The organism is Microcoleus sp. Pol12B3 (assembly GCF_036701355.1).
Taxonomy (GTDB): Bacteria; Cyanobacteriota; Cyanobacteriia; order Cyanobacteriales; family Microcoleaceae; genus Microcoleus.
This window is the reverse complement of the sequence record NZ_JAUBQS010000028.1, coordinates 1-18049: the sequence shown is the minus strand read 5'-3', so window position 1 is coordinate 18049 and position 18049 is coordinate 1. Positions and strand designations below refer to the sequence as shown.

Below are 18049 nucleotides of genomic sequence, written 5' to 3'. Positions count from 1 at the left end.
TAATGGACTTACCAATTATTTACCACGAAGATTACATTGCACCTCTGCCACCGAATCACCGCTTCCCGATGGCCAAGTTTCGGATGCTTTACCAGATGCTGCTCGCGGACGGGGTAGCAGAGGAATCGCAATTTCACGCTCCCGAACTTCCCCCTCAAGAATGGATTGAATTAGTCCACGACCACTCGTATGTTCAAGCTTACTGCAACGGGACGCTCGATAACAAAGCGACTCGGCGAATTGGTCTGCCTTGGAGTCGCGCCCTTGCTAATCGCACTTGCACTGCGGTTGCAGGAACTGTACTAACTGCCAAGCTCGCTTTAGACTGCGGTTTGGCTTGCAATACTGCGGGCGGAACTCATCACGCCTTCCCGGCTTTTGGGTCTGGTTTTTGTATTTTTAATGATTTGGCAATCGCCTCTCGCGTCTTGCAAAAAAATGGTTTAGTTCGCAAAGTTTTAATTGTCGATTTAGATGTCCACCAAGGAGACGGAACCGCTGTAATATTCCAAGATGACAGCAGCGTTTTTACTTTCTCGATGCACTGCGAAGTCAATTTTCCCGGCACTAAACAAAAGGGCGATTTAGATGTACCTTTGCCTGCCGGTATGGAGGACGATGAATATTTACAAACATTGGATAAATTTTTACCAGATTTGCTCTCAAGTGTCAAGCCTGATTTAGTTTTGTACGATGCTGGAGTAGACCCTCATCACGGTGACAAACTGGGAAAATTAGCTTTAACTGATACGGGCTTATTTCGCCGGGAAATGCAAGTTTTGATGGCGTGTTTGGCTGGTGGCTATCCCGTTGCCTGCGTGATTGGCGGGGGCTATTCCGATGACGCTAAGGGGTTAGTTTACCGGCATTCGCTGCTGCACCGAGCCGCCAGTCAAGCCTACAGGCAGTATCGACTTTGATAGAGAGTGGCTAGATTTCCGAAATATGGCCGAAAAAACAGTCTCCCTCACCCAAACAAATAAAAATACTATTAGCGATCGCTCCAGCTTGCCAGATGGGTACAACTTGAGCTAAAAAGTTGTTAAACAAACAACGGTACTTATGTCGAAGGCCAGCGAGTCCAATCACCCCTATCCACTGCTGGTTGTCATTGTTAACTACCGAACCTCTAGTTTGACAATTGACTGCTTGCGCTCTCTAGTTAGCGAAGTTCAATCGCTGCCCGGTATGCGAGTTGTAGTTGGCGACAATGCTTCAGGCGATCGCTCAGTCGAAGAAATTAGTAGTGCGATCGCCTCAGAAGGCTGGAATGAATGGGCATCCTTCGTTCCCCTAGACCGTAACGGCGGATTTGCCTTCGGCAACAACGCCCTGATCCGTCCCGCCCTCCAATCCACCAATCCCCCCCCTTACTTCCTGCTGCTCAACCCCGACACCATAGTTCGCCCCGGTGCCTTAAAAACCCTCGTCGATTTCATGGACACTCATCCGGAAGCCGGCATCGCCGGCAGCCGCTTGGAAGACCCCGACGGCACGCCCCAGGAGTCAGCTTTTCGGTTTCACAACATTTTGACCGAACTCGATTTTGGTTGGCGGACAGGCTTTATATCTAAGTTATTAGCCAACTGGGTCGCAGCGCCTCCCATTTCCCAAGAAACCTGTCAAACTGATTGGGTAGCTGGAGCCAGCATGATCGTCCGTCGCGAAGTATTTGAAAAGATTGGCTTGATGGATGAAGCTTATTTCATGTACTGCGAAGAAATGGACTTTTGCTTGCAAGCGAACAAAGCTGGCTGGAGTTGCTGGTACGTACCCGAAAGTCGCGTTGTCCACTTAGTCGGGCAAAGCTCAGGCGTCACTGACACCAAAAAGCCCGCCAAGAGGCTGCCTACCTATTGGTTTGATTCACGGCGTAGGTACTTTATCAAAAACTACGGCTTGGTTTACACAGCATTAACTGATGTATCCTGGGCTTCTGGTTTTGCAGCCTGGAGGGTGCGCCGCGTACTTCAAGGCAAACCCGATGGCGATCCACCACAATTACTGAGGGATTTTGTATTAAATAGTGTATTTTTTAAGGGGGGTAAGATTCAAAAATCCAAAAACTTTTAAAGGGAGTTGGTAAATCGGTCAAAGCCAACTAAACTAGGTTGACCTAGGCAAGCAAAATATTTTATGATGCAGCCGAGAAATTAGTATTATCGAGCGATAAAACCGGATTGATCCTTCCTCAAAAACCTGATAGACCCATTAATATCGTCGGCATCTAGCAATAGAGTAAACAAGCAATAGTGTCAATTAGAGCTTATGGTAACTGAGCAAAACTTAATCACCAGTGAAAATCAAGTAGAAGACCCCGCCCTGGGACTGTGGCAGCAAATTAAAGAAGACTGGATTGCTCATGGTCGAGATTGGACAAAACCGGGATTTCGCGCCGTAGCAGTGCAGCGTTTTGGCGTCTGGAGAATGCAAATAGAACCGAAATTACTTCGGGCACCTTTGAGCATTCTTTATCGCTCCCTCTACCGAAAAGTCCGCAATAGTTACGGGATAGACTTGCCTTACACTGTGAAGCTCGGTCGTCGCGTGGTGATCGAACATCAAAACGCTATTATTATTCACGGATATTGTACGATCGGCGACGACTGCATTATCCGCCAAGGTGTAACTTTGGGAAACCGCTATTTGGACAAACCGCTAGAATCCCCTCAATTGGGCGATCGGGTTAACGTCGGCGCTGGTGCAAAAATCCTCGGCAAGGTCAACCTAGGAGACGACGTAAATATTGGTGCCAATGCTGTAGTTTTATCAGATATTCCAGCCGGTCAAACTGCCGTTGGTATCCCTGCCAAAATTATCAAATCCCGACCTGCTGAAAACAACGCTTAAATCATTTTCTTCATTATGGCTTATGCTATAACTCTGCGGAGATTCAATAAATCTTCCTAGTCAAGTTAGAGATTCATCTTAAGATAAACCGCACAAATAGGCACAATTGTCTACATCATCAAAAAATTGCACAAACAATGGTTGAGTCAATCACTAAGTCAATCATTTCTGCTACAGAACCAGACTGGAGCCGCGAAAAACTTAGCAAGTGGTGGGAACCCAGTCGCCAACTGCTCAAATCTATCCGCAACTATCAAAAGTGGCAGCAGCAGGGTGGAATTGGAGGATATATTTTATGCCGTTGGAACGTGATCCAGCATCGATTTTGGAGCGTTGTCACTGCAACAGACATCCCTTTGAACTGCCAAATACAAGGAGGACTGCTGCTGACTCATCCTAATGGCGTTGTCATTCATCCCAGTGCTTCCATTGGCCCTAACTGTCTGATTCTTCAGCAGGTGACAATTGTTGCTGATGTCAAAATCGGCGGTCATGTCGATATTGGTGCAGGAGCTAAAATTATTCGCTCCGTAACGATCGGCGATCATGCTTTGATTGGTGCTAATGCTGTGGTGATTTGTGATGTGCCACCGGGTGCAACCGCAGTGGGAATTCCCGCAAAAATCATCGAAAAAAAAAACCAGGAAGTCTGAAAAATAATTTCTAGAAGTCGCAGAAAAATTATGAAATTAGCTGGACTTTTATTAAAATATAAAACGAACTACTCAGTAGTCGCTTTCAAGAGGTAAAACTTGAAATAAATTGGATTATTTGCTAACAGCTAGGATTTGGGATTTAAAATTAAATAAAAAACCTGTGGCTTTCAGTCGCGGGAGCGTCCAAAAGCTCAAGTTTTCTCCCTCACTTTTCAAGCTGGTTTCAATTTTTCGAGTACCAAATCAGCGCGCCGCCGTGCCACTTTTTCCCACGTAAATTCCTGTGCCCGCTCGCGGGCAGATTTACTCATCCGAAGCCGCAAATCGGCACAACCAGCTAACTGTTGCAAGCCTGTCACTAGCGCTTCTTCATCATAGGGCGAAACAATTATGCCATCTTTGCCATCTCGGACAACGCCACCCGCTCCCATAGGTGAAGTTAAAACTGGCAAACCGTTAGCCATCGCTTCATAAGTAACGAGCGGGCTGCCTTCTTCCAAACTGGGAAAGGCAAAAAAGTCAGCTTCGCGATAAGCAAGGGCAATATCCCTAGTGTAATCCCTATGAATTACATCTGAGCGTGCTAAAATGCTGCTGCAAGTTTCAGCAATTGCTGGCTCCATACTTCCGCAAAGCATTAGTCTGCCTTTAATTCCTGCTTTTTCCCAAGCCCGCAACAGTAAATGAGCTCCTTTTCTGACGCAAACGCTGCCCGCAAAGATAACAGTAATCGTGTTTGATACTGGCTTGTCGCTCACAAAAGGCGGGAAGCGCTTGGGAGACCACCCGTAACTGGTAAGGATCAGTTTATGTTCGGGAACTCCCGCTCCCATAAAAGATTTTTTCACCTCGGGGCTCGGACAAAAGATGAAATCAGCCAAACTAATTTGTTCATCCTCTTCCTGAATGGTATCGGTAGTAATTGGGTGTTGGGGATCGATTCCCAAGCGATGGTAAGCATCATCAATAATAAATTTAGCCGGCTTTGTATAGCAGTTGATCCGCTCCAAAAGAATGGGTGTGCTTTCCTGTTTAACTTTCCTAAAGGTTTCGATCGAAGTGTTAGGCCACAAGTAAATTGCATCAAAATCCTTAACATCTCTGAGGAAAAGCTTTTCTGTACAATTTCTAGGTCTGTCAGCGCTGCGGTAATATAGCCATTTGAAGTATCTGGGTACAGCTTCAACAAGATTCGGTCTGCGACATGAGGGATCGCAATTCGGAACAATCATGCGGACTTTAAAGTCAGGGTAATTCCACTGTTCGCAGAGTGAAAAAAATGTATGGCTGGCTCCCAGGTTCGTACAGTAAAGTGCGAAGAAAGAACTTAAATTTAGCATTGTTAACTAAGCTCTACTCAACATGATCTGTGTGGCTCTTAATACAGAATAGGTTAGAGGCAGTTTAACACTAAAAACCGCAGATTAAGGTAAGTTAACAATATAAAGATATTGTAAACTTACCTTAAGTGTCACTAAAATATTAAAATAGCAACTCGCGAGTCGAATTCAAGAGGTAAAGGTTGAAACAAATGGGATTAGTGGCGATCGGACGAAATGAAGGGCAGCGCCTCCGCCAATGCCTAGTCTCCGCCACAGACAAAGTTGCCCGCGTCGTCTATGTCGATTCCGGCTCAACAGACGGTAGCCTAGAGTTAGCCCGATCGATTGGAGCCGATACAGTAGAACTAGACTTATCTATACCGTTTACCGCAGCACGTGCCAGAAACGAAGGCTTTGCCCGCTTGCTGGAATTAGGGCCAGACATCGAATTTGTCCAATTTGTGGACGGTGACTGCGAAGTAGTTGATGGATGGATCGATCGAGCCTACAGCGAACTCGTAGCCAAACCAGACGTAGCAGCAGTCTGCGGGCGCAGGCGTGAGCGATACCCCGAGGCAAGCATCTACAACCAATTGTGCGACATCGAGTGGGATACGCCCATCGGCGAAACCAAAGCCTGCGGTGGCGACTCCCTGATGCGCGTAGCAGCATTTGAGCAAGTCGAAGGTTTCAATCCCACACTAATAGCCGGCGAAGAACCCGAACTGTGCTTGCGGCTGCGCCAAAAAGGTTGGAAAATCCTTCGCTTAGACGCAGAAATGACCCTGCACGACGCGCAAATGACGAGTTTCGCACAGTGGTGGAAGCGGGCTCAAAGAGCGGGTTACGCCTATGCCGAAGGCTCCTGGCTCCACGGCAGCGAACCAGAGCGCCATTGGGTCAAAGAAACGCGCAGCACATGGTTTTGGGGCTTAGTCTTGCCAGCCCTAGCCTTGGCAATGACATGGCCGACAAAAGGCTGGAGCTTGTTACTATTGAGTGGCTACCCCTTAGCAACCTATCGCACCTATAACTATTATATAAAGCATCGGTACCTCACAACTAAAGAGGCAGCCATCTACGCTTTGTCATGTGTATTAGCAAAATTTCCCCAGCTACAAGGTCAAATCCAGTTTCACCAGCGCCGATTGCTGGGGCAGCAGAGCAAGCTAATCGAATACAAAACCACCAAGTCTATTAATTCAGCCAGCTAGAATTACAGCTAACATCCCAGAAAGTCCACCCCTGAGTAGTAAACAAATGAGCGATCAAAAATTAAAAGTTTTACTAATTGTAGAGCAGTGCAATCCTGACTGGGCATCAGTACCTTTGGTGGGCTACAACTTTTTTCAACAAATAAACAATTTAGTTGATGCAACACTCGTTACCCATATTAGAAATAAACCAGCTCTTGAAAAACATCCAGAATACGAAAAAATATTCTACCTTGAGGAAGGAAAGTTAACCAAACAATATTATAAGATAGTTGAAAAATTTACCGCCAACGGGCGCGTAAATTGGCCTCTTTATAATGCATTGAGTTACCCAATTTATGAAGAATTCAATCAACAAGTATATCAAAAATTTAAAGGAAAAATCCTCAACGGAGATTATGACATAGTTCATGCAATTACCCCGATGATGCCGCGGTATCCGTTTAAGGTAGTCAGTGTGTGCCAGCAGACTCCTTTTATTCTAGGACCTGTGAATGGGGGCATTCCCTTTCCACCAGGTTTTCAAGAAACTGCCAGACAAGAATTTGCTCAATTCAACTTTTTGAGAGCAGTTGGTCGAGCATTAATTCCAGGTTATGTAGAAACTTACAAAAAAGCAGACAAAATCTTAGCAGGTTCAACCTATACTTTAAATATGCTCAAGGATTTGTTTGCAATCCCCGATCAAAGAATTGCTTTGTTCTACGAAAATGGCATTTCGGAGAAATTTTTAAATCCGACAAATATCCTTGACAAAGATGTCAGCCAGATCAATTTGCTTTTTGTGGGTCGATTAGTTCCTTACAAATGCGCCGATATTGTCATTGAGTCTATCGGGAAATTAGAGGAGGCAATTCAAAATAAAATACGCTTAACCATAGTAGGAGAGGGTTCAGAAAGAAATAACTTGGAAAACAGAGTGAAGGAACTTAATTTAGGGGAAATAATCAGCTTTGCGGGATGGGTAAATCAACAAGAAACTCTGGATTATTACAGGAAAGCAGATATTTTTTGCTTCCCTTCGATCCGAGAGTTCGGCGGCGCAGTGGTAATGGAAGCTATGGCTTGCGGGCTTCCCTGCATCGTTGCCAATAATGGCGGTATTGGTGAATACGTGAATGAAGAAACTGGTTTTAAGATAGAGCCGATTTCTAGAGAGTATCTCACCCAGGAGTTGACAAGTAAAATTAAGCTGTTGGTCGAAGACGATCGTCTGCGGGAACGTATGTCAGCTAAGGCGATCGAAAAAGCCAGAGAATTTGCGTGGGAAAGCAAAGCCATAAAAATCGTCGAGATTTACGAAAAAATGCTCGGTGAGAAAAGTGTTAGTGCATAGACATAGTAGAACGGTATTGTTTAGTTAAAAAATAGAAAGCAGGTACGAAATGAAGGCAAAAATTGGATACTTTATTCCACAATTTCCAGGCCAAACACACATATTTTTGTGGCGGGAGCGACAATTTCTTGCAGATCTGGGAATTGAAACAGATTTAGTATCAACTCAACCGCCCCCCAGAGCGATCGCTTCTCACGTATGGGCAGAAGAAGCTCAAAAAAATACTGTTTATCTATTTCCCTTTGCTGCGAAAGATTTTATTAACTCATTCCTAGAGCTTCTCAAAGCTGGTCCCGGTGCATGGTGGCAATGCCTTGCAGTTATTGCCAAAGCGAGTGGCACATCCTTATCTGAAAAGGTGCGACTCTTGGCATGGATTTTTGTGGCTGGCAAACTAGCAGGGTTAACAAAAACAAAAGGTTGGTCTCACATCCACGTTCATTCCTGTGCCAATGCCGCCAATATAGCCTTATTTAACTCAATTCTTACAGGCTGTACTTACAGTATGACTCTTCACGGACCTACTCTAGAAGTGTACGGGTCAAATCAGGAACAAAAATGGAAAAATGCTGCTTTTGCGATCGTGATATCTCAACTGCTTCTCAATGATGTCAAAAATAAATTAGCGAACTTTCTTCCCAAACAATTAGCTGTTGCTCCAATGGGAGTTAATTTTGCAGAAATTAAACGCAGCAGCCCTTACACGCCTTGGCAAGAAGGAAGTCCGTGCAAGATTTTTGCTTGCGGTCGCCTCAACCCGGTGAAAGGTCACAAATACTTGGTTGAGGCGGTAGAATTGCTGCGAAATCGGGGATTTGACGTGAGGCTGCAAATTGCAGGCGAGGATGAACAAGGGGGCAGCGGATATCACCAAGAGCTACAAAAAATGATTGAAGATAAATCGATGTCCGAATGCGTGGAGCTACTTGGGGCTGTTTCGGAACAGGCAATTCGCCAAGGTCTAGAAGCAGCTCACGTTTTCGCTTTGGCAAGTTTGAATGAAGGAGTTCCGGTTGCTGTGATGGAAGCAATGGCGATGGAGGTTCCGGCGGTAGTTACTAATGTAGGCGGAACTTCTGAGCTAGTAGATGACGGCGTGGATGCTGTATTAGTCCAATCAGAAAAACCCGAAGAAATGGCAGATGCGATCGCCAATCTCCTCCAAAATCCAGAACTTGCTCTGAGTATCAGTCAGGAAGCTCGCAAAAAAATCATCGCCAAATTTAGCCACGGCCGCAGTGCAGAAACTTTAGCTCAGTGCTTGGAAAAACTTGGAATAACTAACCCGTCGTAGTGATTCCAAAGAAGAAATTTAATCCCAGAGTACATAAATCTCGTTGAGTCCCATACAAGTTATGCGAATTGTAATTGGTGCTCAGAACGCCTTAACTAAATTCGGCGGCGAGTCATTGCTGCCACTCAACTACTTTTGGATACTTCGATCGCGCCAAATAGAGACATTGTTAGTGGCGCACGCCCGCACCCAAACAGAACTCACAGAGCTGTTTCCACAAGAGCGCGATCGGATGCACTTTGTACCAGACACTTGGCTGCACCGGCTGCTTAACAATTGCGGGCGATTTATCCCTGAAAGAGTGAATGACTTTTCTTTTGGGCTTCTCACTCACTTGTACACCCAATTGCTACAGCGTCGTATTCTCCGGCGGCTGGTGAGCGAACACCAGATTGATGTTGTACGCTAACCGAAACCAGTCTCTGCAACAGTTCCTTCGTTGATGTTCGGATTGGGGGTGCCGGTAGTTATCGGTCCGATGAACACGTCGGTTAAATTTCCTCTGGCTTTTCGATCGCGCCAAAATCCTACCATTGATATTTTAATCGAGATCGGTCACCAGTGCGTCGATTTCTGCAATCGTCTGTCTTTTTCCCGGTAAAATCAAAGCCAAGACGCTGTTAGGGGGCACGATCGCACAAAGCAGGCACTTGCATCTGGGGTGCAGGGTAAAATTATTGAACTTGTGGAAAGCGGCGTGGATTTCTCGGTGTGGCGATCGGACTTTAGCTTATCAAGAGCAGCGACCGGGCAGGTTCATTTTATTTTTTTAGGCAGGCCGATCGACTGGAAAGCTGTAGATTTGCTGCTGGAAGCCTTCGCGCCCGTCGCCGCTCAAACCGATGCAGTCTTGGAAATCATCGGTGATGGGTACATCCGAGGGGAACTTGAAGCTCAAACAGCTCGTTTAGGCATCGACCGCAGCGTTGTATTTAGTGGGTGGCTGTCTCAGAAGGAGTGCGCTCTCAAAATGCAAGAAGCTGATGCAATGGTTTTCCCCAGTTTGCGGGAATGCGGCGGGGCAGTGGTGATGGAGGCAATGGCAGTAGGCTTGCCAGTCATAGCAACGAACTGGGGCGGCCCGGTAGATTATCTGAATTCCACTTGCGGTATTTTAGTAGAACCCACTTCTAAAGAAGGATTTGTCCAGGGACTGACAGATGCGATCCTCAATCTGGCTCATTCACCAGAATAGCCGCAGAGTATCGGTTGTGCGGGAGGGGAACGAGTCCGGCAGCATTTTGATTGGGAACGCAAAGTCGATCGAATACTTGAAGTTTATCAACAAACGATCGACGATTGCGCGAAGCATTAAGTAGCCGACCATTAAAGCATAAAGCAGCAGCTTTCACGTGGAGAGCTGCTGCTTGGGGGTGCTAAAAAAGTATGTGGCGGCCCAAAGACCCCCCTCTACATCCTAGCGATCGAAAAACGGGTTAACCCGTTTTTTGGTTAACCCGCGAGCTTGGAAACCTGCAGATCAATTAGTTTTGCACTACCAGCTTAACGTTGGCATTTTGCAAACCGCGCTGCTTGACTGCGGCCAAGGTCTTGTTAACTGCGTACTTCTGGTTGATGGAGTTGATTAACTCAGTTTGATTGTGTTTTTTGGCGACGCCCCAGAGGTCCGCAATCAGGTCAAAGGAACCATCGCTATTGCGAGACCAACCGAGGTCATATTCGCCTTCGAGAATCGCTACGATGTCGGAGCGAACGCGCTGACCGTTATAGCCACGAACATCAGCTTCTGACTTGACTGAAATGCCCAAGTCGCGCAGTGAAGCTTTCAGGATTTCGGCGTCGGTGATTTTGGTACGCAGAGTGCTAAAGTGAGACATTGGATTTCCTCCTAATAAAACTGAGAGAGAAACAACAACGGTCTGGATTTAACGGTGCCGCTGGGCGGCTCTTCAATCGAACTGCTAGCTGTTGCTAGCCTTTGCTCCTGTTTGGACCAGGAGAAAGCTTTTAGAATTCCATTCGCTGGTATTCAGCGACGGAAGACGCAGCGGGCCGTGCACGCTGTCTAGCCCAATCTCTAAGGGCGGTGACCTGTTCGGTCATTGTTTTAGACAGTGGCATTGTAGATTTAATGGCCGCGATGATGTCTAGCTGCGTAAACTCTCGATCTTGAGCGAAGGCTTCGTACATTGCGGCTACTAGCGCTTGCTCAATCTCTGCACCTGAAAAGCCCTCGGAAACATTGGAAAGTTGCTCTAAATCGAAGCGAGTAATTTCCCGACGCCGCTTTGACAGGTGAATCTTAAATATATCTTGGCGTTCTTCTTTGGTTGGCAGATCCACAAAGAAGAGTTCGTCGAATCGGCCTTTCCTCAAGAATTCTCCCGGCAACCGCTCGATTCGGTTGGCTGTTGCCATTACGAAGACAGGGGAAGTCTTTTCTTGCATCCAAGTGAGGAAGGAACCGAAAATCCGGCTGGAGGTGCCTCCGTCTGAGTCGGCCGAACCAGTGCCTCCTGCAAAGGCTTTGTCTAGTTCGTCGATGAATAGGAGGGCTGGAGAGATGGATTCTGCGGTTTTGAGGGCATTGCGGAGGTTGGCTTCCGATCGACCCACCATCGAGCCGTCGTAGACTCTACCCATATCTAGCCTCAGCAGGGGCAGTCCCCAGAGGCGGGATGTGGTCTTGGCAATCAGCGATTTTCCGCATCCGGGTACGCCGAGAATTAACATCCCTTTTGGTTGGGGCAGACCGTATTCTCTAGCCCTTTCTGTAAAGGCGTTGGAACGCTGTCTCAGCCACCGCTTCAGCTCTTCTAAACCGCCGACTGCATCCAGGGTTTCGTCTTCTTCAATAAACTCTAGAATGCCGTTGCGCCGAATTAATTGCTTTTTCTCCGAAAGAACTATGTCTACTTCTTCTTCTGTGAGGCGCCCAGTCGAAACTTGGGCTTTGCGATAAACTTTTTCAGCTTCGTCCTTGGTCAATCCCAAGGCTGCTTTTAAAAGTTTTTCTCGCGCTTCTGTGGTAATGCGTCGCGATTTGGTTTGCTCCAACTGACCAGACAATACTTGGTTTAGTTCTTTCATGTCTGGCAACGCGAAGTCTAATACCACTACTTCCTTTTCTAGCTCGATCGGAATTTGCTGCAAAGGAGACATCAGTATAATTGTCTTTTGCGTTCCTTTGAAGTTGGCGATCGCATCGCGCAACCACCTCGTTACCGGAGGAGAATCTATAAAAGGATGCAAATCTTTGAAAATGTAGATGCTAGCGTTACTGTTGGGTTCTCGCTGCCTGATCACCCATTCAATTGCTGCCTCTGGCGAGACGGTGTTGTGTTGGGTGGTGGTGCGGGGTTGACCATACTCCACAATGCCGTGAGTTACAGTCCAGATAAATACTCGTCGCTGTGGTTTTGCTTGAGCTATTGTCGAAATTGCTTGCTCACACCGCTCTTCCTCGGATGTCACGAGGTAGATCAGAGGATATTGAGCTTGGATTAGAATACTGATCTCTTCTTGCATAGTCCTCGACCCACTAGAGACGGTGCTATCTTTGCTGAATCTCAATGCTGCCCTTCGCCCTCTTACTGAAAATTTCAGTTTTAGCTTTTTGGGGAAGCAAGGCATTCTTAGCAGGGAACCAATTCTTCCTCTCCCGGTTTGGCCGTGCTGGCGCTGACGCCCGACACCTGCTTTACTGGAATATCCTGTTCAGCCAATACGCTCGGCTGACTTGTTACGGATGCCAGTTCTCCATCTCGCATTACTACTGAACCCGTGCATTCTGGACAGTTGTATACCCGATGGGTTTGTCCGTAGGAGGCTTCTACTTCGTCAACCAGTTCGGGATTTCCTAGGTAGAAGACAATTGCCCTTTCTGCAATTGATGACATCGGTTCAGTTTCGACTGCGGCTCGGATTTTGAGCTGGCGATGCAGTTCTGGTGGAAGATACAATGTAACTTTTTGCTTTTCTTGCATATGACAGTGAATTGACTTACCCGGGTATGTATATCAGATTAGCCGCTTAATTCTTTGCTGTCAAGCCTCTATGCAGCTTTAGCGTCATCTTGTAATATTCCGTTACATTTGAGGTAACTCTGGGATTGTTAACAACGAAAAAGTAAGGGGTGTAGCTGATGAGGCAGAGGTGCAGCGGCAGGTTGGAGTAGCGTCAAGGACGATCGACCAACTATAAATATGAACAATAGATATATAGGAGTACGGCCAACAAATCCTTTGAGCCGCCCTCTGGGGTAAGGTGCGCCATAAACACCCAGCCCGCTCATGAGGTTACTAACTTTGGGCGTTTTTATTTTGAAACCAAACTCCCCCAAACAGTTTTTATAGCTTTAATCGTGCAAAATCCGAACGTGAAATAACCGTTTTCGGCTTTTGATCCGCCTCAGATTTAACACGCCTTGACAGCGCTAGCGCTCAGCACCCTACCGTTAGACTTTTGGGATGACATTGTGTAAGCTGTTACGCACTTAATTTTTTTTGCCCAAATGCTCGCTACAAGGACTCTAGGCTGCAAAATATTAAATTTAGATGGGTGTCAGCTTATCTTTAATAGGGCAGTGCTGGGTAATATATACTTGGATGCGGACCCGCTAACCTGAAATTTTTAATTTTAGATATCAAAGAACTGACTGATGGATTTAGACCAACAGATTCAAGCATTGATCGAAAAAGCTCCGCCCGACGGTTCGACGCCACAAATCTTAAAGGCGATCGCCCCGGCACTGGTGTTAATTGCGCAACAGCTACAGCACCTCGAATACTCGATCCTGCAAGCGGTAGACCAAAGTTGGGCGATCGTGGTTTTGAGCAATCTCAAGCAACCGGGACGGGAGAAGAGGGTGATTTATGCTTGGAACAGTCTTAAAGATGCGTCGCAGGCTGCGGCGGCTGGGGGCGATCGCCTCAGACCGGTACTTTTGCCTGTCACTCACATTTTATTTCAGATGATAGCTCTGGAAGGTCTTGACAGCATTGTTTTTTTTGAAAGTCCCGGAAATCAGGAAGTCGGGACGGAAATCCCTCGCGAGCAAGTACAGAGTTTAATTAATGTTTACTTGCAACAGTATCGATCGGCTCCACCGCCGGATATTGCCTAGACAACTCAATTTTCTATTAATTGGTAACAGGGCATGAGGCATTGGGAATTACCCATTACCAATTCCCCATTACCAATAAAGTGTAACTTTTTAACCTCTAATAAAGTCTGCTCAAAACGTATTCAGCCAAATCAATCAAAGCTTGACGGGACTCTGAATGCGGCACCGCAGCTAAGTATTCGACGGCTTTCTGTGCGTGATTTGTGGCTAGTTCTCGCGATCGCTCTATGCCTCTAGAATCTTCTACCAGCGCCAGGGCCTGCTCTAGATCTCCTTCTTGGGCAAATTCGCGTTCTATGAGAACTTCCAAGTAAGGTTTTTCTTCTAGGGCGAATAGTGCGGGTGCTGTCAGATTACCGCTTCTGAGATCCGAGCCTGCAGGTTTCCCCAAAGTTTCCGTTGAAGCGGTGAAATCCAATATATCATCTACTATTTGGAATGCCAAACCAATGTTGCGACCGTAGTTGTACAAATCGTCTGCTATTTCCGCTGAAACCTCGCTCAAACAGCCCGCTGCTTTGGAACTGTTGGCAATTAAAGATGCTGTTTTGTAATAACTTTTTTCGAGGTACGCTTCGATCGACAAGCTGGTGTCAAATCCATTGAGTCCCTGTTGAATTTCCCCCTCAGCTAAATCCATAATCACTTCTGAAAGCAGTTTGACTACCGGCAGGTTGTCTAGATTTGCCAAATGCCAGGAAGATTGAGCAAACAGAAAATCTCCCGCCAATACTGCCACTCGGTTGTTAAACCGACTGTGAACCGTCGGCACTCCCCGCCGCAGATCCGACTCGTCCACCACGTCGTCGTGCACGAGACTAGCTGTGTGAATCATTTCTGTGATTTCAGCGAGCCGGCGGTGTTTTTCCGTGATTTCCCGATCGGGCATAGTCGCCTTGGCCATCAACAGAACGATTGCGGGTCTCACTCGTTTTCCCTTTGTGCCGAATAAGTATTCTGCAGCCGCGTACAAGATGGGATGACGGGCACCCACTAACTGTTTTAAGTTTTCTGTCAACAGTCGCAGGTCTTCTTCAACCGAGGAAAATAGGAGAGTGCTAGAGATCATGGATACGCCGACTCAAGCCGTAAAGTAACAAAATTTTACATATCATATCTTTATTTTAAGGTAATTCTCTGCAATAGAAAAGAAAAATCTAGGCGATCGGCAGTTATTTGTCATCTGCCACCCGATGGGAGTCACCCGCCTGCCAGAGGCGAGTCGCCGGCTGCCAGAGGGGTTGCCCCTATTGTATCGAATTGTTAAGGACACTGCCAAAAAATCTCTAAATCCCAGAAACCCTGTGTTATTATGGGTATTAAGGATTTAAACAATTCTATACATTAAGTACAGCCAGACTGGCAGGTAGCTTTTAGGTGCCTGTAAAAGTTTCGTAGAGCCAGCCTTGTTAGTCGATCGCAGCCAAAATTTCTGGTACAGATTTTTAGTTCCTCGCAGCTAAAATTTATCAGAAGTTAAGAGTAGCGCATCTTATGTGCACGGTAGCTCAAAGCAGCTCAAGTGGATGGTTTTAGGCTGTTTAAGCATCTGTAAAGCAGTAAATCATTATTGATGACCGGGAACGCCTAAAGGTTCCCGCAGGCTTGATATGGAAAAACAGCCTTCAGAACCAAGGCATGGTCTTGCGTGCTGACTTAATGTAGTAGGTCTTGAACTTGTCCTGCTCCTCCTCGTCCTTGACTTTTGGTTCTAATTATGATTTATCGCGATATTCCTCTAATTATTCCCATTCTGGCCGCCGGCTATGTAATGACTATTTATGTACTGCTGATGTTGGCCGAACGCAGCGCTAAAATAACTCGATTGGGCGAGTAGTGTACTGCTGGGCAGCCGAAGTCGGCAGTAGCATCCTCGCTTCACCCTTGAGAATTCGGAATACTCCATAATAACCCTGCCTGGAATGCTTGCGCGCAAAGGCAGGGTTATTATTTACAATTACGGGCACCGCATTGCTAACAAGTTAGAAAGAAGTAGATTTTGTCAATACCTCTTAAGATAGAAATATTAGGGAATAATAATGATAATCAAATAGGGGAAAGGGTGAGAGAGTCCGCCTGTGGCGGACTCTCTCACCAGAGCACGATTATCATTGTTAATAAGTTGTGCGATCGAGTGGCGTTGCATCACGATCGATAAGCTGTTTCGCATTTAAATTGTGATAACAGCATTTCCTTTGTTTTTGAGTTTTCGTCCCCATTTAATAACCAATTCTCCTTCATTTAAAAGTTTATGCAACAAAACTTCTAATTCTTCAATAGATTTAAAAAGTCGATTAGCAATATATTCTTTGGCTGAATGCCATACCAATTCAATCAAGTTATAGTCGGGGCTATATTCAGGTAAGTATTCCAGATGAATATTAGGCATTTCTGTTTTTATTATCTGGATATAGTCTTGTTTCTTGTGAAAGCTGGCATTGTCTAATACGATCACTATTTTAGACCCTTTTTTTGTAAAATCTTCTCGATTGTTTCCCGCTTCTACCCATTCACTTATTAAATCTTGATAGAAGAGTTTCAAGACTTTATAGAAACTGTTAGAGTTACTTTTACTGAGAAATTCAACAAATCTTTTTTTGTCTGAATACCTAATTGCTCCCATGACATTTACTCTTCCTTTTCTTCTATCTCCTCTCACTTTTTTGCGCTGTCCTTTTTTGCACCACGTCTTTCTTTTTATCACCCTTAAACTAAATCCGCTTTCGTCCCAAAACCATACCTGAAGGCGATTAGGACTTTCTTTTTCTATTCTTAAATATTCCTCTAGTTTCTCTTTAAAAGCTTTTCTTTTCTCGGGATCTTGTTTGTGTTCTAGACTATATTTTGACCACAGGTAAACGTACTTTTTTTTTGAAATAATTCTCCATACTTGTGAGCCACTTAACTTAATTCCCGTCACTTCTTCTAAATAAGTAGCCAATCTTTTAGCTGACCATCGACCAAATTCATATCCTAGCTCTTGAGGAGATTTGTCAATTGTTTCTAGTAATATTTCTATATATTTTTCTGTGGCTTTGTGATGGTTTCCTTTCATCTTCTCATCTTTAAGACTCTCTAAATTATCTGGCTCGCCATGCACGCACCAGAAACAGATTTTGTTGGGCGAACACCCGATAAATTTAGCAATTTCTTTTTGCGTCTTTCCATCATTGAGCAATAGTAAGATTAAGATTCTCTCCCTAATTTCTCCATTATCTTCTTGTTTTAATGCTTGTTGAAGCTTTTTAACTTGCTCTGCATTTAGATGATTTTTTGCTGGCATACTTCTTGCTGATCTGTGACTTGTGATTTATTATTATACCAGTTTAAATGCGAAACAGCTTAATCATGGCGGGCGATCGATAATCATGGCGGGCGATCGATAGTAATGGCGGGCGATCGATCCCGGGTTGCACCACAAGTACATGGCAGCGTTGCCGCGAGCGAGATCGATGGCGAGCGTTGGTACGATCGAAGGATATAATTGACAAATAATTGAGCGATTGTGTAGGTCAGTAAATATGGCTAAAAGTCAGAAAACCAACCGTGACCACGCCAAAAAAACTACAAAACCGATGGTGGAGGACGAGGAGATTGCCTCGCAACTATCGGCGTTACTAACACCGGCGATTACCTCACAAGAAAATTACTACCGCCAACTAGGTTTACGAGGGAGAATTCTTAACCTACCGTTGATGGTAGCAGCGGTATTAACCCTGCTATGGCGAGATGTAGCGGGAGTAACAGAGCTCACAAGAATGCTGGCAAGAGAAGGTTTTTTATGGTGCCGACCTACGACAGTCAGTCAACAAGCTATGTCTCAAAGGTTTCTAAGTTTTCCCGCCACATTATTTGAGGGAGTCTTTAAAAACTTATTGCCAAGTTTAAGAACTGCTTGGTACCAGAGAAAACAACGACCCCTACCAGAAAGCATTCAATTTGCCTTGACCAAATTTTCGAGAATTTGGATAGTAGATAGTTCAACCCTCGAAGCATTGTTTTGCAAGATCAAAAGCCTGGAATATCTACCTAAAGGGCAGTTGGCAGGGAAAATGGCAACAGTTATAGATTTAATGACCAGGCTCCCGGTTGATATTTGGTTTCAGGAAAACTAAGCGAGCTTAGTCATGTTAAGCTTGAAGAAAACATCCTGCAATTAGTACCAACTAAAACCTTACTCTTACTGGATAGAGGATTTTACCATTTTAGCTTTTGGCTCAAATTAATTGAACGAGATATCCATTTAATTACTCGTTTAAAAAAAGGATCGGCCATTCAAGTAGAGCGAGTA

General features: G+C 45.4%; 18 protein-coding genes and 2 pseudogenes. 11 read left to right on the top strand and 9 right to left on the bottom strand.

Annotated elements, in window-relative coordinates:
• Positions 1 to 2: 2 nt before the first annotated feature.
• From QUA53_RS15940 to QUA53_RS15925, 4 genes are all read left to right on the top strand, one after another.
• Positions 3 to 920 carry a histone deacetylase gene (locus QUA53_RS15940; protein WP_333098360.1) on the top strand — a complete coding sequence of 306 codons (918 nt, stop codon included), beginning with the start codon at positions 3 to 5 and terminating at the stop codon, positions 918 to 920.
• A gap of 142 nt (positions 921 to 1062) precedes the next feature.
• Positions 1063 to 2073, top strand: a complete 1011-nt coding sequence (locus QUA53_RS15935) for a glycosyltransferase family 2 protein (protein ID WP_333098358.1) — start codon at positions 1063 to 1065, stop codon at positions 2071 to 2073.
• Positions 2074 to 2268: 195 nt separating this feature from the next.
• Entirely contained in the window at positions 2269 to 2850 is a 582-nt protein-coding gene (locus tag QUA53_RS15930) for a serine acetyltransferase (RefSeq protein ID WP_333098357.1), read from the top strand.
• 137 nt (positions 2851 to 2987) lie between these two features.
• The gene (locus tag QUA53_RS15925) at positions 2988 to 3503 is read left to right on the top strand and encodes a serine acetyltransferase (RefSeq protein ID WP_333098355.1); all 516 of its coding nucleotides are present in this window, start codon (positions 2988 to 2990) and stop codon (positions 3501 to 3503) included.
• A gap of 215 nt (positions 3504 to 3718) precedes the next feature.
• On the opposite strand, the gene QUA53_RS15920 is transcribed toward QUA53_RS15925, so the two are convergent.
• Positions 3719 to 4846: a glycosyltransferase family 4 protein gene (locus QUA53_RS15920; RefSeq protein ID WP_333098353.1), complete on the bottom strand. Its 1128-nt coding sequence runs from the start codon at positions 4844 to 4846 to the stop codon at positions 3719 to 3721.
• A 182-nt stretch (positions 4847 to 5028) separates the two neighbouring features.
• On the opposite strand from QUA53_RS15920, the gene QUA53_RS15915 reads away from it, so the two are divergent.
• The 4 genes from QUA53_RS15915 (at position 5029) to QUA53_RS15900 (ending at position 9081) form a co-directional block, all read left to right on the top strand.
• Entirely contained in the window at positions 5029 to 6042 is a 1014-nt protein-coding gene (locus QUA53_RS15915; RefSeq protein WP_333098351.1) for a glycosyltransferase, read from the top strand.
• 46 nt (positions 6043 to 6088) lie between these two features.
• Positions 6089 to 7378, top strand: coding sequence for a glycosyltransferase family 4 protein (locus QUA53_RS15910; protein ID WP_333098349.1), 1290 nt, complete (start codon positions 6089 to 6091; stop codon positions 7376 to 7378).
• 49 nt (positions 7379 to 7427) lie between these two features.
• The gene (gene epsE, locus QUA53_RS15905) at positions 7428 to 8672 is read left to right on the top strand and encodes an exopolysaccharide biosynthesis GT4 family glycosyltransferase EpsE (RefSeq protein ID WP_333098348.1); all 1245 of its coding nucleotides are present in this window, start codon (positions 7428 to 7430) and stop codon (positions 8670 to 8672) included.
• Positions 8673 to 8733: 61 nt separating this feature from the next.
• Positions 8734 to 9081, top strand: a complete 348-nt coding sequence (locus tag QUA53_RS15900; protein ID WP_333098347.1) for a hypothetical protein — start codon at positions 8734 to 8736, stop codon at positions 9079 to 9081.
• Here QUA53_RS15900 and QUA53_RS15895 read toward each other — a convergent pair.
• The gene (locus QUA53_RS15895) at positions 9078 to 9206 is read right to left on the bottom strand and encodes a hypothetical protein (protein ID WP_333098345.1); all 129 of its coding nucleotides are present in this window, start codon (positions 9204 to 9206) and stop codon (positions 9078 to 9080) included. The genes QUA53_RS15900 and QUA53_RS15895 overlap by 4 nt on opposite strands.
• Positions 9207 to 9315: 109 nt before the next feature.
• Between QUA53_RS15895 and QUA53_RS15890 the strand changes: the two are divergent.
• A pseudogene (locus tag QUA53_RS15890) lies at positions 9316 to 9867 on the top strand (glycosyltransferase family 4 protein); the annotation flags it as partial.
• A gap of 289 nt (positions 9868 to 10156) precedes the next feature.
• Here the strand turns inward: QUA53_RS15890 and QUA53_RS15885 are convergent.
• From QUA53_RS15885 to QUA53_RS15875, 3 genes are all read right to left on the bottom strand, one after another.
• Positions 10157 to 10510: a DUF1257 domain-containing protein gene (locus QUA53_RS15885; RefSeq protein ID WP_006635781.1), complete on the bottom strand. Its 354-nt coding sequence runs from the start codon at positions 10508 to 10510 to the stop codon at positions 10157 to 10159.
• Positions 10511 to 10640: 130 nt separating this feature from the next.
• Positions 10641 to 12161 (bottom strand): stress-responsive protein Ycf46, encoded by a 1521-nt coding sequence (gene ycf46, locus QUA53_RS15880; RefSeq protein WP_006635782.1) that lies wholly within the window; start codon positions 12159 to 12161, stop codon positions 10641 to 10643.
• A gap of 107 nt (positions 12162 to 12268) precedes the next feature.
• Complete coding sequence (locus QUA53_RS15875) at positions 12269 to 12619, bottom strand: hypothetical protein (RefSeq protein WP_333098343.1); 351 nt, start codon at positions 12617 to 12619, stop codon at positions 12269 to 12271.
• Positions 12620 to 13293: 674 nt separating this feature from the next.
• Here QUA53_RS15875 and QUA53_RS15870 point away from each other — a divergent pair.
• A complete protein-coding gene (locus tag QUA53_RS15870; protein WP_006635784.1) occupies positions 13294 to 13758 on the top strand; it encodes a hypothetical protein in 465 nt (154 codons plus the stop codon).
• A 97-nt stretch (positions 13759 to 13855) separates the two neighbouring features.
• Here QUA53_RS15870 and sds read toward each other — a convergent pair whose 3' ends face one another.
• From sds to QUA53_RS15850, 4 genes are all read right to left on the bottom strand, one after another.
• On the bottom strand, positions 13856 to 14827 hold the full coding sequence (sds, locus tag QUA53_RS15865) for a solanesyl diphosphate synthase (RefSeq protein ID WP_333098341.1): 972 nt from the start codon (positions 14825 to 14827) through the stop codon (positions 13856 to 13858).
• A 957-nt stretch (positions 14828 to 15784) separates the two neighbouring features.
• Positions 15785 to 15928 (bottom strand): hypothetical protein, encoded by a 144-nt coding sequence (locus QUA53_RS15860; protein ID WP_333098340.1) that lies wholly within the window; start codon positions 15926 to 15928, stop codon positions 15785 to 15787.
• Complete coding sequence (locus QUA53_RS15855; RefSeq protein WP_333098338.1) at positions 15929 to 17041, bottom strand: IS630 family transposase; 1113 nt, start codon at positions 17039 to 17041, stop codon at positions 15929 to 15931. It lies immediately after the preceding gene.
• A 43-nt stretch (positions 17042 to 17084) separates the two neighbouring features.
• The gene (locus tag QUA53_RS15850) at positions 17085 to 17249 is read right to left on the bottom strand and encodes a hypothetical protein (RefSeq protein ID WP_333098336.1); all 165 of its coding nucleotides are present in this window, start codon (positions 17247 to 17249) and stop codon (positions 17085 to 17087) included.
• Between the two features lie 84 nt (positions 17250 to 17333).
• On the opposite strand from QUA53_RS15850, the pseudogene QUA53_RS15845 reads away from it, so the two are divergent.
• Positions 17334 to 18049: pseudogene (locus tag QUA53_RS15845) on the top strand (IS4 family transposase); the annotation flags it as partial.